General features: G+C 66.5%; 17 protein-coding genes. 7 read left to right on the top strand and 10 right to left on the bottom strand.

Annotated elements, in window-relative coordinates; all coding sequences use genetic code 11:
* Positions 1–88: 88 nt before the first annotated feature.
* Positions 89–487, bottom strand: a complete 399-nt coding sequence (locus OID54_RS22645) for a glycoside hydrolase family 18 protein (protein ID WP_329022191.1) — start codon at positions 485–487, stop codon at positions 89–91.
* Positions 488–540: 53 nt separating this feature from the next.
* Here OID54_RS22645 and OID54_RS22640 point away from each other — a divergent pair, with 53 nt between their 5' ends.
* Positions 541–2,247, top strand: coding sequence for an RNA ligase family protein (locus OID54_RS22640; protein WP_329022189.1), 1,707 nt, complete (start codon positions 541–543; stop codon positions 2,245–2,247).
* Positions 2,234–4,387 (top strand): RNA repair domain-containing protein, encoded by a 2,154-nt coding sequence (locus OID54_RS22635; protein ID WP_329022187.1) that lies wholly within the window; start codon positions 2,234–2,236, stop codon positions 4,385–4,387. The genes OID54_RS22640 and OID54_RS22635 overlap by 14 nt, the downstream gene beginning before the upstream one ends.
* Positions 4,388–4,635: 248 nt before the next feature.
* Here OID54_RS22635 and OID54_RS22630 read toward each other — a convergent pair whose 3' ends face one another.
* On the bottom strand, positions 4,636–6,318 hold the full coding sequence (locus OID54_RS22630; protein WP_329022185.1) for a D-glucuronyl C5-epimerase family protein: 1,683 nt from the start codon (positions 6,316–6,318) through the stop codon (positions 4,636–4,638).
* A 489-nt stretch (positions 6,319–6,807) separates the two neighbouring features.
* On the opposite strand from OID54_RS22630, the gene OID54_RS22625 reads away from it, so the two are divergent.
* A complete protein-coding gene (locus OID54_RS22625; protein ID WP_329022184.1) occupies positions 6,808–7,074 on the top strand; it encodes a hypothetical protein in 267 nt (88 codons plus the stop codon).
* A gap of 936 nt (positions 7,075–8,010) precedes the next feature.
* Here OID54_RS22625 and OID54_RS22620 read toward each other — a convergent pair.
* The 5 genes from OID54_RS22620 to OID54_RS22600 all read right to left on the bottom strand — a co-directional run bounded on the left by OID54_RS22620 (position 8,011) and on the right by OID54_RS22600 (position 15,059).
* A complete protein-coding gene (locus OID54_RS22620) occupies positions 8,011–12,705 on the bottom strand; it encodes a putative T7SS-secreted protein (RefSeq protein WP_329022182.1) in 4,695 nt (1,564 codons plus the stop codon).
* Complete coding sequence (locus OID54_RS22615) at positions 12,705–13,343, bottom strand: hypothetical protein (protein ID WP_329022180.1); 639 nt, start codon at positions 13,341–13,343, stop codon at positions 12,705–12,707. Before OID54_RS22615 ends, OID54_RS22620 begins: the two co-directional genes overlap by 1 nt.
* Positions 13,340–13,735, bottom strand: coding sequence for an SseB family protein (locus tag OID54_RS22610; protein ID WP_329022177.1), 396 nt, complete (start codon positions 13,733–13,735; stop codon positions 13,340–13,342). Before OID54_RS22610 ends, OID54_RS22615 begins: the two co-directional genes overlap by 4 nt.
* A 221-nt stretch (positions 13,736–13,956) precedes the next feature.
* Positions 13,957–14,166, bottom strand: coding sequence for a DUF397 domain-containing protein (locus OID54_RS22605; RefSeq protein ID WP_329022175.1), 210 nt, complete (start codon positions 14,164–14,166; stop codon positions 13,957–13,959).
* Positions 14,163–15,059, bottom strand: coding sequence for a DUF5753 domain-containing protein (locus OID54_RS22600; protein ID WP_329022173.1), 897 nt, complete (start codon positions 15,057–15,059; stop codon positions 14,163–14,165). Before OID54_RS22600 ends, OID54_RS22605 begins: the two co-directional genes overlap by 4 nt.
* 136 nt (positions 15,060–15,195) lie before the next feature.
* Here OID54_RS22600 and OID54_RS22595 point away from each other — a divergent pair, with 136 nt between their 5' ends.
* The 3 genes from OID54_RS22595 to OID54_RS22585 all read left to right on the top strand — a co-directional run bounded on the left by OID54_RS22595 (position 15,196) and on the right by OID54_RS22585 (position 17,777).
* Positions 15,196–15,774 (top strand): ATP-binding protein, encoded by a 579-nt coding sequence (locus OID54_RS22595; RefSeq protein WP_329022171.1) that lies wholly within the window; start codon positions 15,196–15,198, stop codon positions 15,772–15,774.
* Positions 15,775–15,913: 139 nt separating this feature from the next.
* The gene (locus OID54_RS22590) at positions 15,914–16,861 is read left to right on the top strand and encodes a helix-turn-helix domain-containing protein (protein ID WP_329022169.1); all 948 of its coding nucleotides are present in this window, start codon (positions 15,914–15,916) and stop codon (positions 16,859–16,861) included.
* A 7-nt stretch (positions 16,862–16,868) separates the two neighbouring features.
* A complete protein-coding gene (locus OID54_RS22585; protein ID WP_329022167.1) occupies positions 16,869–17,777 on the top strand; it encodes a hypothetical protein in 909 nt (302 codons plus the stop codon).
* Between the two features lie 88 nt (positions 17,778–17,865).
* Here OID54_RS22585 and OID54_RS22580 read toward each other — a convergent pair whose 3' ends face one another.
* Genes OID54_RS22580 through OID54_RS22570 form a run of 3 tightly spaced genes read right to left on the bottom strand, consistent with a single transcriptional unit; the run spans position 17,866 to position 20,311 of the window.
* A complete protein-coding gene (locus OID54_RS22580) occupies positions 17,866–18,360 on the bottom strand; it encodes a hypothetical protein (RefSeq protein ID WP_329022164.1) in 495 nt (164 codons plus the stop codon).
* 14 nt (positions 18,361–18,374) lie between these two features.
* Positions 18,375–19,826: a hypothetical protein gene (locus OID54_RS22575; RefSeq protein ID WP_329022162.1), complete on the bottom strand. Its 1,452-nt coding sequence runs from the start codon at positions 19,824–19,826 to the stop codon at positions 18,375–18,377.
* Between the two features lie 47 nt (positions 19,827–19,873).
* Positions 19,874–20,311 carry a hypothetical protein gene (locus OID54_RS22570; protein ID WP_329022160.1) on the bottom strand — a complete coding sequence of 146 codons (438 nt, stop codon included), beginning with the start codon at positions 20,309–20,311 and terminating at the stop codon, positions 19,874–19,876.
* A 328-nt stretch (positions 20,312–20,639) separates the two neighbouring features.
* Between OID54_RS22570 and OID54_RS22565 the strand changes: the two genes are divergently transcribed.
* Complete coding sequence (locus OID54_RS22565; RefSeq protein ID WP_443055785.1) at positions 20,640–22,754, top strand: PIG-L family deacetylase; 2,115 nt, start codon at positions 20,640–20,642, stop codon at positions 22,752–22,754.
* The last annotated feature ends 48 nt before the right edge of the window (positions 22,755–22,802 follow it).

The raw sequence follows: 22,802 nt of genomic DNA, 5'->3' as shown, positions 1-22,802 counted from the left end.
AGCTGACCACTGCGTCAGCGCGATGGTCGGGAGCCGCGCCGAGGAGCGCGTCCCCCGATCATCGCGTCCTTCTCAGTCCTCGTCCGTCCTACCGCAGTCTGCTGACGATCGCGGTCAGCAGCTCGGCGTTGTCCGTGTCACCGCGGAGGTTGGAGAGGAAGGCGCCGCCCAGGCCGTACTGCTTGGCGTAGGCCATCTTCTCGGCCACCGTGGTCGGGTTGTCGTAGGACCACCATTCGATCCCGCAGAGGGTGTACGCATGCCCCACGGTCACCCGGGCGCCGGGGCACCTCGTCTTGATGTTCCGGTAGTCCTCCAGGCCCACTCCGAAGGTGCCGTAGGCGGGCTCGGAAGCCCGGGCGTGGGGCTGGAAGTCGCGGACGCCTTCCCAGCCCCGGGCGTGGGACGCAACGCCGAACACGATCTTGCTCGGGTGGACTCCCCGAGCTGTGGTTCCGCGGGAAAATCGCTCGATCGCCCTGATCAACTACTTCTACAGTGGCCCGGCACGTCCATCATCAGCGCCGGGGGCCGATCATCATGCGGACGCACTATCCGCGCACACCGCATCTGCCCTGGTCGCCGGGTGCCACGTCCGACGATGTACGGACCGGTGATCTGGCGCATCTCATCGGCCGCGAGGTGGTCGTCACCGAGAAGCTCGACGGCGAGAACACCACGCTGTACGCGGACGGGCTACACGCCAGGTCCCTCGACTCGGCCCACCATCCCTCACGGGCCTGGGTCAAAGCCCTCCACAGCCGTATCGCCCATGAGATCCCGGTCGGCTGGCGCATCTGCGGCGAGAACATGTACGCCCGGCACTCCCTCCCGTACGACCGGCTCGACGGCTACTTCTACGGGTTCTCCGTCTGGGACGCGCAAGGGCGTTGCCTGGACTGGGACCGGACGGTCCCCTTCCTGCGGGGATTGGGGGTTCCCGTGCCGGCCGTTCTCTGGAGGGGCGTCTTCGACGAGCGCGCCCTGCGTGCCCTGCGGCTCGATCTGTCCCGGCAGGAGGGATACGTCGTCCGGACCGCTGAGGGCTTCACGGCCGGCGACTTCCCGCACTCCGTGGCCAAGTGGGTGCGGGCCGGACATGTGCAGACCGATACCCACTGGATGCATACGGCGGTCGTCCCCAACGGTCTGGGGCAAACTGCCGCACTCTGGTCCGTACGCTCCGGAGGCTCGGCGAACGCCGCTGAACTCGGCGACGCGATCGGCGTGGGCACACATGCCTCGAACCGGCTGCTCACCGAGGTGGCGGCGCGGCTGGAGCGTTCGGGCGATGTGCGGTTGACCGCGGTTCTCGCCGCCCTGTTGCACGGGGAACACCGATCCACCCTCGCGGCCAGGTTGCGGCCCGCGTTGGGGATGAGGCTCGCCCGTCGGGTTGCGGATGTCGTCGGTCTCGCACCCGGCCTGCATCGCCCGTATCCCGACGAGGAGCGCCGCACCGGTCTAGTGCGGCTGTCGTACGCCGCTGACCTCGATGTTCTGCACTCCGTGGCCGCGGCGCTCGCGCAGAGCGCGGAGGAGCGGGAGCAGGTCGAATGGTCAGCGCTGTGTGCGGACGAGGTCCGTAGTTGGGACCCGCCGCGGTTCGACGAACTGGCAGCGGATGTGGCGGACCGCTGCCGGGCCGAGGCTCGGGACGCCTATGCGGAGGGTCGGATCAACGGTTCGGAGGAGGCCGCGGCGGCGACCTGGCGTTGGCGCGACGGTGACTTCCCCCGCCTGGTGCAGATGGTCGGCCCGTCGGGCAGCGGCAAGAGCACCTTTGCCCGCGGGCTGGGCGCCGGCACCGTCATATCCCTCGATGAACTGCGGGAGGAGGCCGGGGCACGGGTCGACCAGCGGGGGAACAGCGATGTGCTGCGGACCGGTCTCGACCGGCTTGATCGGGCACTGACCGCGGGCGGCACGGTCGTCTGGGACGCCACTTCGATCAATCGGCACCAGCGCGCGCTGGTGCACAAGATCGCGCGGCGTCGCAATGCGCTGGTCACCCATGCGGTCATGGTGCTGGACGAGGAACAGTTGAGACGCCGTAACGCAGGTCGCACCCATGCGGTGCCGGACGAGGTGCTGGAGTCCCAACTGCGACGGTACGAGCCTCCGTACCCGGGTCAGGCGCATCGCACCTGGTACATCGGCCCGAACGGGACCATCGAAGACACATACGGGGACGCCGACGAGAACGGCGACAGGGACGGGGACGGGCACGGCCATGCAGACGAGTGAGGGGCTCTACCACCGGGTGCGCTGGGATGCCCGGTTCGATCCGGCCAGATTCACCCTGGGCGTGCTACAGCGCGGCGCCGAGCCCAAGCGGGTGCCGCTGACGTCGTTCGTACCGGGCGGAGAGGTCCCCTGGCACCGGGTGCTGTTCTTCGAGGCCGACGGCGAGGTGGTGTGGGACCGGCGTACGGGCGTGGACCGCATCGATCTCACCGAAGCCGGGCGGATGCAGGCCCCGCGCCGGCTCCCGTCCCCCTTCTTCGAGCCGACCACTCCCCAGAACTGGGACGGCGCGGCCTGGGGGACCACAGCCGTCCCGCGCTCGGGGTCGTCGACTCTGCGCGTGCTGACGTGGAACACCCTGTGGGACCGGTACGACGCCGAACTCCTGGACACCGCACGCCGCCGACCGCTGCTCCTCGAAGCGCTGCGGAACGCGGACGCCGATGTGATCGCGCTCCAGGAGGTGACATCGGAACTGCTGAGGCTGATCCGCGCGACGGAGTGGGTCCGGAAGGACTACACGCTGGCGCCGGGCGGACGCGATGTGGACGAGTACGGACTGCTGCTCCTCAGCCGTCTGCCGGTGACAGAAGCCGGACACCATGTCCTCGGACCGCACAAGGCGCTGTCGGCGATCGTGGTGGAGTCGCAGCCCTACGGCCTGGTCACGGTCGCAGTGACCCATCTGACCAGCGACCACACGGCGAAGGGTCCAGCCGTACGGGTCCGGCAGTTGGACGAGGCGGCTGACGGGCTGGCCGCGCTGGAGGGCCCGACCGTGGTGTTGGGCGACTTCAACGACATCGGCAACACGGCGGAGTTGAGGCTCGGGCTCACCGATGCATGGACCTCGGTCCATGGCTCCCACGACCAGACGCCGACCTTCGAACCGTGCCGCAACCCACTGGCGGCCTTGTCTTCCCTCACGGGCGGTTCGGGCAGGCTGGACCGAATACTGCTACACGGCGCAGAAGCGCGACGGGCGGTGCTCAGGGGAGACATCCCGGACGCGGACGGCCTCTTCGCCTCGGACCACTACGGAGTCGAGGCGGACCTCGGTCCGCTGTCCGATCCCTTCGTCGAGACCACGGCCCGTCAGGTACGAGAGGTGTTCGCGGAGGGCTCGGTGCATCTGGTCGGATCACGACGGCTGGGGTGCGCCCTGGCCAGCGCCGATCTCGACCTGATCGCCGCACTGCCGGGAGAGGTCGCGATCGCGGCGGTCCGGGACCGACTCACCGCGGCCGTGCCGGACGCCACCGGTCTCCGGGTGGTGGAGGGCGCGCGAGTGCCGGGCGTACGGTTCCGGGTCGGTGGGCTGGGGGTGGACCTGGCCGTCGTCGGTACGGATGAGATCCCTCCGAATGAGGCCGTGGCGCGCCGGTCCGAGCTGGGCCGATCGGCGGCCGTCGCGCTGAGCGCGGTCAGCGATGCCCGGGCGGTTCTGGAACTGGTGGGCACGCGGCGCGATGCCTTCGCCCGGCTGGCCGGGGAGGTGAAGGCATGGGCTCGCGCCCGCGGTCTGGACTCCGCGCCCTTCGGCGGGGTCCCGGGCATCGGCTGGGCGGTGCTGGCCGCCCGTACCGTTTGCGAGCAAGGCGCATCATCGGGGCCTGAGCTGCTGAAACACTTCTTCGGCAGCTGGGCGGCCTGGGACTGGCGCAGGGCGGTGGGCGGCCCGGACACCGAGTTCCCACTGACGGTCATGACCCCGAGCGAGCCCGTCCGCCCCTGTACGGAACGGGTGAGCACCGCCGGCCGGGACCTGATCGCGGAGGAACTGTTCCGTGCCTGGGAGGTCTTGGAGACTCACCCCGATCCCTGGCCCGAACTGCTGGCCGTACCGCCGTTGGATTCCCGCCACCGCCAATGGCTGGTCGTGACGGCACCCGAGGACCAGACCGGCCGGGTACGGGGCCGGATGCACGGCCTGCTCCGGGCCCTGGAGGAGACGGGAGCCTCGGCCGCCCACGCCTGGCCGCGCCCCTTCACGACTGACCCGGTGCGGTACGCGATCGGCCTCGGCCCCAACCCCTTGGATGCGGCCCGGCTGACGGATGTGTCATCGGACTGGGTACGGGGGCTGGCCGGGGTCACGCTGACGCCGTGGGAGGAGGCGGGCGCGCCACGTCTGCGGTGAGGGGAGGCATCCCCGCTCGGGAGCCTCAGGCCGAGGGAACCTCCGCTCGCCATCCGATCCCGCGCTCGCCATCCAATCCCGCGCTCCCCGCCCGATCCTGCGCTGCTCGCGGACGGGCTGCTCCTCGCGGACGGGCGGCGGTTCACGGCGAAAGCCCGCTCTGCCCGCATCCTGTGTGCGGGCAGAGCGGGCTTCGACGCCGTGTTACCGATGCCGATCGTCAAAGCAGCGGCCGTGGCTCCCGAGGGTCAGCGGCCGTCGGTGGCGACCAGCGGCAGCGGAGCCCAGTAGTCCTTGAGGCCACCAGCGGTGATCCGGATCATGGGTCGGCCGTTCACAACCGCGCGCCGATCGAACGGCGCGTTGGACTTCTTCGCGAACTTCACCGTCTTCAGCGTGCCGGTCTTCCCGTCCGCACCGAACTTCACGCAGGTGATGTCCACCCCGGCGGGGAACGTCGCGGTGCGCTGAGGGTGGTAGGTCGTGGGGACGTACTCACCGCGCAGGAATGCCTTCGGATACGCCTCGCCGATCCACCAGCCGGTGTATGCACCGCCGTTGATCCGGTAGTAGATGCCGCGTCCCTGGATACGGCGGCGGATGTTGACCGGCGCCTGGGTGGCCCTGGCGAAGGTGACCTTCTTCGTCGCGAGCTGCTTGTCCTTCTTCGACTCGTGCCAGCCGTAGTTGCCCACCGCGTCCAGTGTGTCGAGCTTGTACAGGGTGTGCGACCCGGCGGCGATCGCCGCGACGGAACCCGAGCGCAGTCCGAAGGCGGGGAAGTCGTCGACCAACTGGTCGTGCTGGTGGGCCAGGCGCGCGCTGCCGGTCTGCCAGTGGAGTTGCCGCATCAGGTTGATGTGGTGCTGGTGGTAGGTCGGCGCGGGAATCCGGTGGGTGTCGCAGTAGTACGAGAACCAACGGCTGTTGCGCAGATTGGGGAAGTGGTCGCGGATCGTGACGATCGAGCCGTCGTACAGCTCCTGGGCCAGCGGGTTGCCCGTCGCGACGAAGTAGTCCCAGAGCCCGAACATGGCGAAGATCATGCCGTTGTACGTGTAGTCGCCGGTGCCGGGCTTCGCCCCCGGGTACTCCTGGATCCAGAGGTAGCCGTCCTTGTCCCGGTTCACTGCCCACGGCTTGCCGTCGTCGGCACGCAGCAGGGAGGCGAAGGCACCGTCGGCGGCGGCCTTGTAGAGGGTGCGCTCACTGCTGGTGATGCCGTTCAGCTCGGCGAGCTGTACGAAGAGGCTGATCGCCTCGCCCTGGGCCATGCCTGAGTACCAGGGGGCCTTGTAGTCGACGCCGCTGTGCTTGGCGTGCTTGAAGTCGAAGGGGTACGGGAAGTACCAGGCGCCCCGGGCCTCCACGCGCTTGTCGATGAGCCGCTTCGCCTGGGCCTTGGCGCGCTTGAGGAAGAGCGCCTTGCGGGTGGCGTTCTTCTCGGTGCGATAGCTGGCGATACAGCCGAGCCCGAACTGCGCCTGGGTGACCGGCTGGTCGTAGCCGGGGGCGGTCCGCTTCGGGCGGTACATGATGGCGCCCGCGGAGTCGAGGTACGTGTACTCCGTGTTGGGTGTGACGTTCTCCCAGCGGGTGGGACGGTCCCGCCAGGGGCGCATGTACTCGGGCAGATCGGTGGCGCACTCGTAGCCGCCGGTCTTGAACTCGAACGGAAGGGTCTTCGGCACTGCCGCCCTCGCGGCCCCCGGGTCCACGGGCTCGTCGGCGTAGGGAATCGACCGGGCGCGGGGCGGGGAGACAAGACCGCCTTCGAGCTGGTCCGGCAACGGCGGCAGCGGCGGCTCGGTGCCACCGGGAACGGTGGGCAGGCTGAGCGCGAGCGAACGAGGCATCCCCTTGAAGGGGTCGGCCGGTGAGGGCTCGAACAGCCCGGTGGCCTGGGCGGTGAACGTGCCCCCTCCCACCACGCCGGCACCCGCGATCGCCCCTCCCGCTACACGAATGAAGCCTCTGCGGCCGATTTCCGCTCGTCTCTTCCCAGCCATGATGAACAAACCCCCCACGGGTGTAGCCAAGGGACAACTAGGGAGGATCCTATGCCGTGACCTGCGACATTCCGGTCGAATCATGAAGCGCGTGCGGTACCCATCCGATGTGGACATGGCTAGAAATGGAGCAACTCCCTTACATATAGGGGAAGTTGCGCCATGAAGTGGGATTGATTCCAGCCGCAGATATCCATGCTTCTTAAGGATTTCGGCCATCGCGCGACGTCTACTGACGAGGAAGACACGACTCCGGGGTGATTCAGGCAGGGCGGGTGAGACACGCCGCCCGATACCGGCCCCCGAGTTACTCACCCCGGTATTCGAGGGCTGGGCATCCCCTTGCCCGCCAAGACCTCCGTCGAGGTCCTGACCGGCGACGCCACCGAGATCCGCCCGCTGGAGTGACGCGTGGACAGCGTGCTGCGGGTGGAAACCTCAGAGGGGCAGCGGTCCCTCCTCGCCATCGAAGCCCAGGGCCGCAAGGACCCTTACAAAGAGACGAGTTGGCCTTACTGCACGGCGTATCTCCGGGACAAGCACGACCCCCCGGTACTCCTCCTGGTCGTCTGCAAGGACCGGGCCACAGCAACAAGGGCGGCGGGGCCGTTCACCACGGGGTACAAGAACCGGATCTTGCAGAGCACCTATCCCATGGTCCTGGGTTCTGGGTCCTGACAACCTGCCGACGATTACCAGCCCCAGAGAGGCCAGCAAGAACCTGGCACTCGCGACACTGGCGGCAATGACTCATAGCAAGGACAGGAACCTCGACGCCATATTGGAAGCGCTGGCGTCGGCGCTTGGCTCTGCCGATGAGGATTCTGCCGACTACTTCTTCGAACTGTTGGAAATCGGCATCTGATGGCCGTAGGTACCTACTTCCCCGGCCGAGGGACATTGGTGGAGGAGACCTACCTCAAAGCCAAGGTGGACGGCAAGAATGAATCGATGGCGACGTCGTCGACATAATCCGAATCAGTGGCGCCTACTGCACCCGGCTCCACGACCCCACCGAGGGGGCCAAATATTGAGCGCGCGACCGACATTTCGGAACCCGAGCGAGCCGTTCCCTCCGCCTTGAAACGCTCACCATCCCTAGAATTCCCCGTTCAAAAAGCCCACTATCGTTTCGGTTTACGGCAGGACTGCGCCTAGCACCCAAGGGTCCCTGGAACTCTCCGACCGGATCACTGAATGCACGTACGCCGTCGGCTACGAACCCATACCCGAGGCGGGGGCGTCCGTCTCGGAGGTCAGCTCACGCAGTCCCCCGCAACGGCCCAAAGCGAGAGGGAGACCTCTGATCCCCCTCGTCCTCGAACCACTGAAAGTCAGCTGACCAGACATACCCTTCCCCCCTATTCAGCAGGAAGAGAGATCCATGCGAGATCCCTGGATGCACCCCCAGCCATTCAGCAACCTCATCTTGGGCAACCACGTCGATTCTCAAAGTCCTGTAAGTAGGCTGAAGTTTCATGATTTCAACAGCCGGGAAGGCAATGTCAATCCGAGACCTCAGGGGACCGGAAACCACGCTCCGTAGCAACAATGTCGAATGACTAACCGAGTACTGCCAAACTTGAAACTTTCTCTCCCAGCAGGCAACCTCGTTCACTTCTTAACACCTTCCCCTTCCTGCGGCTTCGAGAATTCCAATTCCGGTATCTTCACCTTCATACCTTCTTCATAAAAGGTTATACTATCCCATTCTCGATCGCCCACACGAACCGCCTTTCCCACGTGATAGATTTCACGCTCCGTCGCGAACCAATTATCGCCTGAACCACTTCTGTATGCAGCCATAATCTTTTCTGTAGGGCTGTCTCCGAAAAACCCATCGATCGCGATATGCAAGTGAACGTCGGGGTTGTGGGCTGCACCCCGCACACTCGCCTCCCAGTCCAAGTCATCGAGATAGTGAGCGAATTCGTTCTTCACTGCGAACTCCCGCAAATTGTGCTCACGGATGCCCAAAGCAAGATTGGGCGGATATGGAGCGAGCCCGAGTGGATCGGACCAGAGATGCGGATTGCGGACATAGGCGACCGGGTTAGGAGCCGGCGCCAGCCCTAACGGGTCCGGCGAAAGGTAGCGCCCGGTCTCCGGGTCATAGTGCCGGTGGAAGTTGTAGTGGAGGCCCGTCTCCGGGTCGAAGTACTGGCCGGGGAAGCGAAGTGGGGTGTACGCGGTGCTGGTCGTGGACCAGGTGGTGGTGCCCCACAGTGTGCTTCGGGTGTGCCACGCCAGGTCGCCCGACTCATCGATCAGTTCTGTCGGGGTGCCGACCAGGTCGGTGACGATACTGAAGAAGCGTTGGTCGATCTCCGACTGAGGTGCTTCCGCCGACGCGATGCGTTCTGTTTGCGTCAACGGGCGCAGGCCATCGTGGTCCCAGGTGAGCGTGACGGGATTCGGTAAATCATCCGCCACCGTGGTCTGCTCGCAGAGGATCGCGCCATCCCAGGTGAAGTCGACCTGTTCCAGGACGGTGTCGTTCTGCCCCAGCCGCTGTTTGGCGATGCGGCGGCCCAGCGGGTCATACCGGTAGCGCCAACAACTGCCGTCCGGCGTCACCACGGAGGTCAGATGGTCCTCGGCGTCCCAGGTGTACCGCCAGGTGTCCGGCTTGCGCGACAACCGGAATTTCTGACGCAGCGTGATGCGGCCCCGTGCGTCATGCTCGTAGCGGACCTTCCCCGCGCGAGTGATGGTGGTGCCGCTGTAGGTGCGCGACCCCGTCGCTTCCTGCCCAGGGTGAGTGGACGGCCACGAAGCCTCTGTCTGGTTGCCCGCCTCGTCATACGCGTAGCTCTCCGTCCAGCCCTCGGCGTTGACCGCGGTGACCCTGCCAACCGCATCAAGGCTGAAGGCGCGGACTCCGGTGAGCTGATCGTCCACCCCGATGACATGGCCGTCTGCCCGATAGCTGTAACCGCGGTGCTGGACACTGCGGCCCGCGCTCATGACCTGCTGGGTCGTGAGCCGTCCCACCAGGTCGTAGCTGTTCGTCAAGGCCAGGGTCTCGCCGATGCCGCGGGTGACTTCTCTACCAACTGCGTCTCGTTCGAAGGTGAGCGTCCGGCCTGACGCGGTCAGGGTGTTTCGCCGCCCTGCGGCGTCGTAGGTCCAGGTGCTCACGGCACCCGAAGGCGTCGTCCGGGAGACCCTGCGGCCGAGTTCGTCGTAAAGGTAGGAGGTGGTTCGGCCGTCGACGGCCTCCGACCTCAGACGGCCGAACCGGTCACGCAACATGCTGATGTACGCGTCGGGACCGCTTGCCTCGGCGAGCTGGTCGAAGAGGTCATACGCGAACGTGGTGACCGCTCCGTCTGCGTTCTTGGAGATGATCCGGTCCAAGGTGTCTCGCTCATAGCGGACCACCTGTCCCAGCCCGTCCGTACGGGCGACCAGCCGGCCCGCCACGTCATGCTCATAGCCGAGCGTACGGCGGTCGAAATCTGTCTCCGAGCTCAGTCGACCCGCCGGGTCGTAGGCATAGTCCCAGGTCAGTCCGTGTGGATTCAGCACCTGGGTGAGACGCAACTCCGCGTCATGGGTGAACTCATACCGCGCGCCATCCGGCCCGGTCCGAGCCGACATCAGATCGAAGTGCGTGTATTCGAAGCGGGTCTGTGCTCCCAGAGCATCCGTATGGCGAACGCAGTTTCCCTCACCGTCATACGTCCAGGACTGCTCGCTCCCGTCTGCCTCTATCCGCCGGGCAGGTCTTCCCTCCGGCGTCCACTCCAGCCGTGTCACCGCTCCCAGTGCGTCGATCACGGCGACCGGCCGTCCGAAACCATCACGTTCGACGCGGCTGACCGCACCCAGCGGATCGACGATTTCGAGGGGGAGACCCGCTGGGTCGCACCGTATTCGGGTGAGGTGACCGAGCCCATCGGTCACCGAGGTCAATCGGCCGGTGTCGTCGTAGAAGAACAGAGTCGAACCGGAGTTGCCGGCGACCCGGATGCAGTTCCCACGTTCGTCGTACTCACGTCGGACCGTGGTGCGGTCCGGGCCGACCACTCGTACGGGCAGACCGAGCTCTCCGTATTCCGCAAGCAACTCCCGGCCGTCCGGCCTGACCACCCGTACCGGGTTGCCCTCGTCGTCGTACGCGAACCGCGTGGTCCGCCCCAACGGGTCGGTGCGGGAGAGCAGTCTGTTGTAGCGATCGCGCTCATACCGAGTGACCGCACCCAGCGGGTCCGTCTCCGCGACAATTTGATGGGCGGTGTTGACCTGGTACCGCCTGATCGCGCCGTTCCTGCTGGTCAGAGTCGTTGTGCGCAGCCCGGTTCCGGGGTCCGCGGTGCCATACTCAAGCCGCACGGCCATGTGCCCGGCCACACCGCCTTCCGCGACGCACCGGTCCTCGTCGTCGTAGGCGTAGTCATAGCGGCTGCCGTTGGTGTCGGTCCATGACGTCACCCGTCCCGACGCGTCGTACGCGAACCGCAGTGGCATGCCGGAGGAGTTGGTTACCTCGGTCAGTAGGCCGTCGGTATAGCCGTACCGCAGGATCTGCTGATCGGCGCCGCCGGCTGCGGCGGAGGCCAGGCTCAAAGAGCTGATCCGGCCTTGGTCGGTCGCAAGCTTCAGGTGGTAGCCGCCGTGGTGGACGATCGAGGCGGGGGCCCCGTTCTCGTCATACTCGAAGTCGATCCAGTTGCCGTTGCGGTCCTCTATCCGGGTGAGGAGAGCCAGTTCCCTTTCCGAAGTCGCAAGGTGCCCGTAGCCCCGCGTCGTGAAGTGGCGGACCCTACCGGTCCCGTGCTCCGTGACGGTGTAGTCACCGTCCGGATCTACGCTGAGGGCGCGCCAGGGCCCATGGCTCGGCAGCACCGGGACGCCGGGAGCGGGATGGGGATAAGCCAGCAGGAGCCCGTCTTCGCAGACCAGCACGACCCCCTGAGAGTCGATCTCCAACCGTTGATCCGCTGTCGACGCCCATTGCGGCCCGAACCAGCGTCCCGCCCGGTAGTCCGACGCCACTCGCCGTCCGAACACGAGAGGCAGCAACCCAGGCAGTGAGATGTCCGTCTGCGGCAGAAACATGACACCGGTCGCCAGATCGATCGGGTCGGTGTGCCCGCTCTCCACGGCGTCCCGGGTACGGGACGGCTTCGCCGGATCGTCCACGCTCTGCCGAGCCGCTGAGTCCGTGCCCGTCTTCGCCCCGGCCCGGATGCCGCCCCGGACGGCTCCCGCGCCCTTCGTGCCGATCAGCTCCGGGAGCAGGCGGCCGACGAACTCCCCCGGGTCGTTCTTCGCCGTCTCCCAGAGGTTCTTCAGCGCCCGGTCCGGGTTGGCCGCTGTCGAGACCAGACCGGCGAGGACCGTACTGGTGCCCTTGTAGTACTCAGCGGGGTGGGTCAGGTTGTAGGGGTCGATCGGGTTGACGGCACGGACGAAGTTGAGGATTCCCGCCGTCCCTTTGATCACCCCGCTGCCCACGTGCTGGAGTTCGGTGATCTGCGCGATTCCGGTGTCGATCGCGTCGAGCTTCAGCCGCTCGGCGCCCTTGGGTTCCGCCGGGGCGTGTGCGAGGGCCCCGGCGACCGCTGACTTGGCCGTCTCCGCGGCGTCGTCGCGCTGCCTACGGGCCTCGGCAAGCATCTCCCGCGCCCGTTCTCGCTGGGACTCACCCGGATCGACGAACGTGTCCGGTTTGGGAAGCGGATCAGGTCCGTTGCGTGCGGCGTTGTACGCCTCCGCCTTCTTGTTGTACGTCTCGATCGCCGTCTTGGAGGTATCGTTCCCCTCTTTGTAGAGGGCAATGGCCTCCCTCGCCTTGCCCTGCGCCCAAGTGACCATCTCGGCGTAGGAGCCCAGCGCTTTCGCCGCCGCACTGAACGCGTCCGCCGCGCGGAGCCAGTCCACCGGCAGTACGGAGAACTTCTCCCGGAAGGTGTCTGCCGCCTCGCCCTTCCACTGCTGTGAGTCCAATTGCTTCAGACCCTGCCCGACGCTGTCGAACGCGGTCTGGAAGTCCCGCAGGTTCTTCGCCGCGGCGTTGATCCGTCCGGGGTTGCCGTGGATCAGCTCGTTCGCCTCGTCGGTCTGGCCGAGCTGAGCCTCGTCCACCTGCGCGCCGAGCGAGGATGCCTTGCGGTCGCCCCAGTCCTCGAACGAGTCCGCCGCGCCTTCAGCTCCGACCTTGTCCAGCAGATCGGCGCCCGCGTCGGTGGCGGCGTCCACGCCCTCCCCGACGATCTCCTTGCCCTTGTCGATCCCGTCGCGGACCTTGTCATACGCGGAACCGAGCCCATCGAGCGCCTTGCCCCAGTCATCAACCCCCATCAGCCGCCGTCCCCCTCACGAGCCCGCTGGACGGCCTCCTCAGATGGGTCGTATGTTTCCTGCGCCTGCGCTTCCAGGGCACCACGGAAACGCGGGTCGATGACTCCCGAATCCGTCAGCGAGTCCATCAGGGCGTCATTCACGTCATACGTCGTGTCCTGCCAGGTCTGCTTCACCTCACCATGAGCCTTGGAGAAGGACTCCGCGCTGTAGTCCGGGTTGTCCCACGCGGCCTGGTTCCTGATCTCGTCCCAGCTCTTCTTCGTGACCTCGTCCTCACTCAGGTGGGGGTTGCCGTTGAGGGAGTTGAGTCCGATCTTGAACGAGTCCTTGCGGTACTGCTCCTGCTCATAGCTGGCCCCCGCCGACAGCCCCAGCTCCCTGGCGAAACCGTTGCCCCGCTGCATCAGGCCGCGTACGCCCCACTCCCACCGCCGACAGAAGGTCTTGAACTCTTCGCTGAGCCCCCGGTGCCCCAGTTCCAGTCCCGACAGTGCGAGATCCGCGAACCCGCGGTGGGAGGTCGCGTCTCCGACCAGGCCGAGGTCCTTCAGTTCGCCGTACGCCTTGTCTATCCCGCTTGCGATCAGCTCCAGCGCCCCCGGCGGCACCGCCAGGTCCGGATCGGTTTCACTCACGGGGTCCTCCCCGCATCGACTGCCACCGCGTCCGGCACGATCCCCACGACGGGCGGGAAGAGCACGCCCCCATCGCTGCCCGCGTCCAACGCAACCCCGGCTGGCCCTTTGATGGTCGGCACCAGCACATCGAGCAGCCGTGCGCCAAGAACGGTGTGATACGTCCATTCCCGTTCGGCTTCGCCTCGCGCCAGAGCGAAGCGGGCCAAGGACTCCTCGCCGGAGAAGGCACATATCCAGCGAACGCCGCTCTGATCCGCCGTCCAGAGGCTGCCATACGGATCGAAGGGAACCAGGACCGCGGTCCGTCTGAACTCCCCCAGCAAGACGGCGAACTCACGGCTTGCCGAAGCCTCTTGGGTCTGTGACATTCCGCCCCCGCTGTCTGTCATGGACAGCATCGTTCCATAGGGAATCGCTCAGAGCGGGAGTTACCGCCACGGGGAGCGAGGCTTCCCAACGTCAGCGGTCAGCTCGACGCTCGGCGACGGAAACTGGGCGGTAAACCGTGCTGATGGACCGGTCGCCAGGACCCCGACCTCTGCTCTGGAGCCGCACAGCAGTGTGCCCCGCACCTGGCCGGAGCCAAGCCCGGGGCACGTTCAGCTGAGGATCAGCGCTCGGATGCGTACGAGACGAAGTCGGCCCATGCGCTGGACGTGACCGCGAGCCGAGGGCCCGCAACGTTTTTGGAGTCCCGGACATGCACCGTGCCGACAGCAGTCGCAACCTCGACGCAGTCGTTGGGGTTGCTGGTGTCGCTGTAGCTGCTCTTGAACCAGACCAGTTCGTCGACTTCCCGGACGAAGGCTTCCCGGATCATGTGTCTCCCAGCACTTGCTCGATGAAGGCCCGTGACTCCCCTGGCGCGAGAGCCTGAGCCCGGATGATGCCATAGCGCAGCTCAAGAACCCGTAGTTGCTTGGGGTCGGAGACGGGACGCCCCCCGTACTCGTCGTCGGTGCGGCCCACTGCCGAGCCGTCACCGAATTTGAGCACCTGAATCCTCCCGCCCGTTCCAGGATGTTCCCAGCGGTCCATCGGCATCACCTGGATCTCGACGTTCCGCATCTGCCCTACCTCCAACAAGCGTTCGAGCTGCTGGCGCATCACCATTCTGCCTCCGGTCGGACGACGCAACGTCTGCTCTTCCAGGACAAAGCTGAGTTCGGGTGCGGGTAAGCGGTCGAAGATGGATTGCCGTGCCATTCGTCCATCCAACGCCCGATCTAGCTCATCAAGTGCCAGCGCAGGACGACGCGTTCCGAGCAACGCGCGAGCATGGCCCTCAGTCTGCAACAGCCCATGCAAAGCATGGCTCCCGTACGACAGCAACTCGACCGCGCGGGCCTCTAACCTCGCCAGATCCCGCACCCGCTTCGGGTACCGCACCTCCGCCACATCCCGCTTCATCGCGGCGATCAGCCCACCCGCGCTCAGGACCGCGTCCGCCCTGTCCAGATACTCGGCGCGGGGAATCCGCTTTCCGGCCTCCACCTTGTAGACGAGGTCTTCGCCGTAGCCGATCGCAAGGGCGAAGTCCGCAGCGCGCATCGCCGCCGCCTCTCGGCGCAGCCTCAACTGCCTTCCCACCGTGGCAATAACGGCCGCTCCCGACTCATCGTCGGGGTCGACCTCCCAACCGGGTTCATCCGCCTCGCCACCGGGCTGTTCCGTACCGTCCGTGTTCACCCGCACCCGTGCCACCTCCGACATACCGCTGTCACTGGACGCCCCCTGCCCGTAGGAACGTCTCGACAGCCTGGACAGCGCTGGACAAGCTCCGGACAGTAACCGTACGCAATCGTTTCGTCACTGGTCAGCGTAAGCAGAGGCGGCAACGCTGAGTGATGTGAACCAGCGAATTGCCCAACTGGGCTCCCCCACCGCCCGCTTCAGCGTGGTGCTCTCCCCCACCCCTCGCGGCGCCCGTCTCGCCCGTCGACTCGTCACCGAGCGGCTGGACTCCTGGGGCCTGTCGGATCAGGTGGCCGAAAATGCGGCGCATATCGTCGCCGAGCTCGCCGCGAACGCCGTCACCCATGGCCGGGTGGCCGGCCGTGACTTCCTTCTCGGCCTGCACACCACAGGCGGTGATCGTCCCGCCCTCCGGATCGAGGTCACCGACACCCACACGGGCCGCATTCCCGGCACCAGCCCCCTGGCCCCGGAGCCCGAGAGCGAGTCGGGGCGTGGGCTGCTGCTGGTCGAGGCGTTCGCGGACCGGTGGGGCGTAAAACTGGGCCCGGTACCGCGCAAAACAGTGTGGGCGGAGCTCAATCTCGCACCGGATCAGTGCCCCTCACCGGAGCACGTGCAATCAGGTTCCGGTGGCACGGGCGCTCTCCTCCAAGGAACAGAAGAGAAGAAAGAACCGCACCCAACCCCACCCCCCTTCTCGCCGTTCGGGGAGTCTCACTCACACGGGTGAACCTCAGCAACAGGGCTGGTAATGGCGGGGGTTGAGTGCTCTACGCTCGCGGCAACACAACCGCAGACATACGACGGCCCCCGCCGGGACTGGCATCCCAATGCGAGGGCCTGACCACCAAGGAAGACGGACCTTCCCGATGGATACGCAGCACCTTAGCGTGCCCTCGCACGCCCCGCCCAGGGATGCCGAGACGCAGCACGACACGTTTGATCGCCCTGATGGCAAGCGTCAGCCGTATGGCGTGACGCACGACAACACCCGTCACACCAGCCGCTTCACCATCATCGGCAACCACCTCGCCCAGCACTCCGAGTTATCCCTGCTGGCGATCGGACTGGGCGTGCACATCCAGTCCCTGCCGACCGGGGCCCGGGTGGACATCAAATCGCTCACCGCCCGCTTCCCCGAAGGCGCGGCCCGGATCTCCGCAGCACTGCGCGAACTGGAAGCGGTCGGCTATCTACGACGCGTACGGGAACGAGTGCCAGGCGGTCGGATCATCACCCGCACGGTGTCCTGCAACCAGCCCGCCGCCCGCCACCGCCCCGGAACCGCCGCTCAACGAGCCTCACCGGGCCGCACTCGCCCAGCCCCACCACGTACCCGCGACTCCCGTACCGCACCCGCCAACCGGGCACCCTCCGAACGCCCACCGCGCCGCGAGCCCGTACCCCTGTCCGTACCGCACCCGGGCTTTCCCACCGGGGAGCTACTCAGGGCAGCAACGGACCTCCTGGCCCGCCTGCACCACACCGACCCGCGCCTCCTGCTCTCCGCACGAGACACAGAGCAGCTGGCCCCGGGAGTCGCGGCCTGGCTGGAACACGAGGCCAGCCCCGACGCCGTACGCCACGCACTCACCACCAACCTGCCCGCCGATGGCCTGCGCCGACCGGCCGGACTGCTGGCCCACCGGCTCACGGCAGGGCTGCCACCAGCGCCGCCCTTCCGACCGCCCACCGAGAACCCGCCCGTGCGGCACCCGCTCCAGAACTGCGACCGCTGCGACCGGGCGTTCCGCGCCCCGACCCCGGGGCGCTGCCGTGGCTGCGCCACGACTCATCCAACCGACCCACCACCGTAGGAACCACATGGTCAGCTCACCCCACGAGGCGATGCACCGCATCTTCCAGGAGTACCCAGAACTGTTCACCGGGGTCTCCCAGTTACTCGGCCTCACCCTGCCCACGCCCAGCTCGGTCACGGTCCTACCGACCGACCTGACGGAGACCAAGCCTGTAGAACGGCGGGTCGATACGCTGCTGCGCTTCGATACGGAGGGCGAAGGAGCCTTCCTCCTCGCTGTAGAAGCCCAGGGCAAGAAAGACCCATCCAAGCCAGGGAGCTGGGCCTACTACCTCACCTATCTCTACGAGAAGTACCGGGTGCCGCCGCTGCTGCTGGTGGTCTGCCAGGACCGGGCCACCGCCGAATGGGCATCACGGCCGGTAGTGATCGGGCCACCTCAGTGGCCCTCAGTCGTCCTGCGAGCGCTGGTGGCGGGCCCACACAACATGCCTGTGATCACCAACCCGGCAGAGGCCCGCAAGGACCTGGCACTGGCCACCCTGTCGGCGATTACGCACGCAGCCGATCCGGACGTCGGTGCCATACTGAAGGCGCTGTCCACCGCACTGCGGGACACACCGGAAACCATCGCCGACCCCATCGTCGAACTGACCGCACAAGGCCTGGGTAAGCGCCCGGCCGCACAACAGTGGAGGAACCTGGTGGCCGTGGACCTTTCTTTCTACAAGTCGCCTCTCTCTGAGGAAATCCGAGACGAAGGCCGGGCAGAAGGACGAACAGCAGGCCGGGCGGAAGGCCGGGCAGAAGGCCGGGCGGAAGACATCCTGCTCGTGCTGGAGCTGCGGCAGATCGCCCTCACCGACGAGGCCCGGGCGCGCATCACCGAGTGCGCCGACCCCGAAATCCTGCGTCAGTGGCTCGCACGCGCCGTCCTCGCCAGCTCAGCCGAAGAGATCTTCACCGAGGCGTAGCAGCGACGAGGTGGTGACCACACTGTGCGGTCACCACCTCCCCCGAGAACCAGCTTGAGAATCACGTTGACCTGGCTCCACCAACCAGTCAGTACGCGGTCAGATACACCCGTACACGGTCTCCCGAGTCCTGGCCCACATGGATTTCCATGCCCTGGACGTTGCTCCGCCGTCCGTCGCCGACGCACGGCGGACAGACACTCGTCGTACGGACACCCTTGATGTCCTGTGGTGATGTGAGCCCCAGGTGCTCAAAACCATCCCCACTCAGCGAGTCAGTACCGGTACCGGCTTCCAGCGGGTACTCGGAACGCAGGTCATCCGCGATGGACTCGGCAGTCTCCTCGCTGGTGAGAAAGGACAGGAGGTACACCCGCTCCTGCGGCTGAACCCGCACGGCTCCCTTCACCCGCGTCGCACTCTGGGGAAGCTCAACATTCATGAATGCCACAGCCTCGGGGACCCCCGCCCCCTTCTCCCAGTACGGGTAGCGGTCGTCGATTCCTCGGCTCCCCTGTCCCGTCGCACAGCCGACAGTCAGCAGACCGACGGCCGCGGAGAGGACGGTAAGGCGATTCACCATTCTGCGGGTGTGATTCACCGGTTCTTCTCCTCGCCCCGCGAAACATCAGCACGCGTTCCCTCGCGCCCAGACTGATCAGCCATATCCGGCTCAATGCTAGGGAGCGCACCGCTGTTGAGGTCATGGTTACGGGCACTGCTAGTTCCCCGCATGTCGAACTCCTGCGCAGAGCCAACCTGATGCAGGCGCCCCATGTCGGAATCCGAGATGGTAGCTCCACCTTTGAACTCCGTAGCCTTACCAGCATCCCAGTTATAGCGGTCCCACACATTTACCTGATAGTCGAGAGAGACTCTCGGCGCGCCGCCATCCGAACCTGGTGTGACGGTGACCATTCCAGAAATGTTCTGCGCATGGGACCCGACCGCATGGAACCACTCTTCACTGCGCAACGTACTGTGCTGGACCTTGCTCTCGACAGGAACAACTACGGCCTGGTCTCCCCCAGACCGATAAAACTCGTCCAGCGCTTTCTGGCGCCACGCATTCTGACCGGAGGCCAGATGCTCTTCTTCGATTCTCGACCGAAACCCTGAGTCGTCCTTCAGCATCCGGTTCACATCAAGATTCAGGGTCTCTCCGGTGGCTCCAAGGTAATGGAGCATATTTCGTGAAGCCCCAACTTCACCGATTAAATCCCCGCCTGTGGCAATAGCCAGAGCCTGGGCATGAAGCATGGCGTCCCTGGGCGTGGATTTCTCCACGTTGAACTCTCCTGACCCTTCATCCGGGCTCTCCCACTGATACAGGGGCTCCATGACCCCTGCCGCCCTCATCTCGTCACCGCGCTCCTGGAGCAGAAGCCATCGGGTCGTCGGATCGAGGGAGCGCCACCATTCAGGAATCTCCGCCCTCTCCTTGGGCATGTTGGCAACCTTCCCCATTTCCGCCAAGGAAGGGTACGGACTGTCTACCGGCCTCCTGTTGAATCCATTCAACGTGCCGTCCATGTAGTCCGAGTCGCGCACCGCCGCCGCCAATGCGAGACGTACCCCGTCGTCCGTATCGGTCACCGCCTGGACGGCCTGGTTGATCCGGTCGAACCAGGCCGTCGCCGCCGCGCGCCTGCTCTCCTGATAGCTGGGGTCATGCACATACGCGAGGCGCTCCCCCGGAGTGAGGCGTTCGGTATCGAAAGCGACAACACCCTGTTCCGAGACCCGCATGCCTGCCGTGACCGCATCGTCCCGTAATGCCTTGAGCTTCGCCTGAAGACTGACGAGCTGGGTGTGGGCATCCCGCAGCAGGGAGGCGACCGCCTTTGCTTCCTGCTGGGCCCCACGAAACTCCTTCAGCGTCACACTAAATCTGTCGTTGGCGGCTTGGGCGCTCACCCCCAGCCACGAGGTGCCGAGCGATATCCCATGGACAGACCGCTCGTACTTCTCCCCGAGCTTCTTGAATTTTCCCGCGGTTTCGCCCCACCTGTCAGCAGCCGTGCTGAGTTTGGACAGGTCGGTGTTCATGATTTCGTAGTAGGTCGGCACGCATCCCCCCGGAGCAATTCAGATGTTCAGACGCCGTCTATTCGGGACTGCCGTGCCACTTTCGCCGCGATATCGAGTTCATTGTTACGGAAGTCGATTCCCGTCCTAGCCAGTGCGTGTTCCTCCGCAGCCAGCCGATCGAGCAGCATCTTGACCTGCTTGGTCCAGGTCTCCTGTGCCTTCTGCAAGGCGCCGGAGGTGTCCCAGCCGTGGCCGTCCCGTGGTCCGAACTCCTTGATGGCCGTGCGCATGCTGTCGGTGACGTGCTTACCGCCGCTACGAACTCCAGGCTCCACCTCTTCGTTGATCGCCCTCGCCGCGGCCTGCTTGTCCTCCGGGCTCGACGCAAGCTCAGGCATACCAACGCCGCCACCGTCCAGCGGGGCCAACTGGTTCAACCGCGTCTGAGCGGTCTGCCGGGCGCTCGCCTCAGCCTTCACCTGTGCCCACTCTTCCCACGCCATGATTTGTCCCCCGCCATGGTTCGCCATCGTGATGGTTCCTTCCATTCCAACGTACGGAACCCACGTACGGGCCGAAATCGGCATGCCAGTGGCATGGATCAGCATGGCCGGAATCAGGCGGAAATCACCGCAAGGGTCCTTATCACGCAACCACCCGAGCAACCCTCCATGTCGATAATCCGTCTAGTTGATCGCGAGCGGGTCTGACCAGCCCGTTCGCACTCGAATCACACCACTGCATCGCAGACGGGGGCTTGTTGCCGGCCCGCTGCGGGGGGAAGCGGACGGAGCACACACCCACGTGAACGATGGACTTGCCCATGCCCAGGTGACGCATGCCCGGACACGGAAGACCAGCCCACGGCGGCGCAGCATCCTGGCCGCGCTCGGTGTCACCTCGATCGCCGCCGGGGCGCTCAGCGGCTGCACCGTACCCGCGCCCCAGCGGCCCGTGCCCGCCGCTGATCCTGCTCCCGGCATGGCCATAGCCAGCTCCCGGCGCGCCCAGTTGATGCAGATAGTCGCCCACCCGGACGACGATCTGTACTTCATGAACCCGGACACCGAACGGCTGTTGGACGGCGGGGTCCCGCTGCTGTCCGTGTACGTCAGCGCAGGCGAGCACACCGGCATCAACAAGATCCCCGGACAGCATCACCACGGACCCGAGGACCGGCCCGGCTACTCCTCCGCCCGGCACCAGGGCCTGCGGCAGGCGTACGCGACGCTGATCGGACTCGACAAGTTCAGCGACTGGACCAAGGGAGTCATCTCCCTCCGCGGCAATCGGCTCGCCGAGATCAACACCCTCACCAACGGGCACCGCCGCGTCGAGTTGGTCTTCCTCAATCTGCCGATGCACACGGGCCGCCGCTGGATGGCGTTGCCCAGCCTCTGGCGCGACCGGGGAGTCGGCGTACAGACCGTGATCGCCAAGGACTCGCCCCTGCGCAAGACCATCTCGTACGGACATCAGGGGCTGATCGACGTCCTCGTCGGGCTGATGGAGCAGTACCGGCCGACCGTCATCCAGACGCTCGACCCCGATCCGGACATCCAGCACAGTGACGAGCGCACCCGTAAGCACGACAGCGAGCAGCCCGGCTACTCCGACCACGCGGACCACACGGCCGTCGCCTGTTTCAGCTGGGCGGCGATGGTGCGGTGGGTCGCGGAGGCCACAGCGGACGGTGGACGGGTGCCCGGGTTCGTCACACAGGCGTTCCGCGGCTACTACAACCGGCACTGGCCCAAGAACCTGCCCCCTCGGGTGTTGAAGGAGAAGGCGGCTGCCCTGGTCCCCTACGGCGGTGATCCGGGTTGGGAGTGTGGCAACGCGTCCGGTTGCGGTGACTACAGCGTGAGCGGTGACCGTCCGCTGAAGAACAGCAAGGGATGGGTGCGCTCCACCCACCACCGCTACCCCGGTGCGCGACCGGTCGTCGCCGTGGAGCGGACGGACCGCCTGGCCGCGTACGGGGTGCTCGGGCTGCGTGCCGTCCGCTGGCGGGAGACCGCGCCCGGCAGCGGCCGGTGGGGTGCCCCCGACGACCTCGGCGGTGGGCCGCTGGCCCCCGCGCTGGGCTCGGCCGTGTTGGAGGACGGCCGGCAGCTGCTGTTCGGGCTGCGGTTCGCGGCGCTCGGCGGGCGTGGCGCGGAGAACCGGCGCGAGATAGTCCTGCTGGAGGAGCGTGCCCCGGGCGGCGAGTTCCGGGCCTGGCAGGGGCTGGGCAACCCGGAGTACAACGACGATCGCGGACGGCGCATCGGTGTCCCGGTCGCGGTGACCGCGGCGGACGGCCGGGTCCATCTGTTCGTGCGCACCGCCGACAAGCGGATCAGTACGCGCGTACGGGACCTGGACGGCGAGTGGAGCGCCTGGCGCACTCTGCTGGGCGAGGAGATCCAGGACGGTCTGACGGCCGTCGTGGATCGCGCCGGTAGGGTGCACGTGTTCGCGGCCGGGCGGGACACCGTCCACCACTGGGGGCAGGAGTCCCCCGGCCAGGACGTGTCGATCCGTACGTCCGCGCCGGGTGGTCACGGCGTACGCTTCCCGGCTCCCGGCGGGCCGGTCGCCGCACTGGCGATGAGCGACGGCGGTGTTCGGCTGTACTACCGGCAGCCTTCGAGCCCGCTCGTGACGTCGATCCACACGGACGGGTCCCGCCAACACACCGAAGCGACGGGGTACGGGCCGTTGAGCGTGGCTGCCACACCCGGCGGGCCGGTCCTCCTCGAACAGGACCTGGGCGGGCGGCCTCGGCTGCGTACCGCGAAGGTGTCCCTGTCCCCGAAGGGGCCCTTCGTGATCACGGGTACTCCCGCGCTGATGGTGACGGGCCGCGGGCCCACGGCCGTCGGGATCGGGGCGGACGCCCGACCGTGGTCCTGGCAGGCACGGGACGTCGCCAAGGAGACCCGCCCCATCAGCAAGGTCTGAGACCGGCGCGGATCCACCACGCTCGGAACGGGCCCGAGAACAAGCGGC

It is taken from the genome of Streptomyces sp. NBC_00690, from assembly GCF_036226685.1.
Taxonomy (GTDB): Bacteria; Actinomycetota; Actinomycetes; order Streptomycetales; family Streptomycetaceae; genus Streptomyces.
The sequence above is the reverse complement of the archived record's forward strand: the minus strand, read 5'-3'. Positions and strand labels throughout refer to the sequence as shown.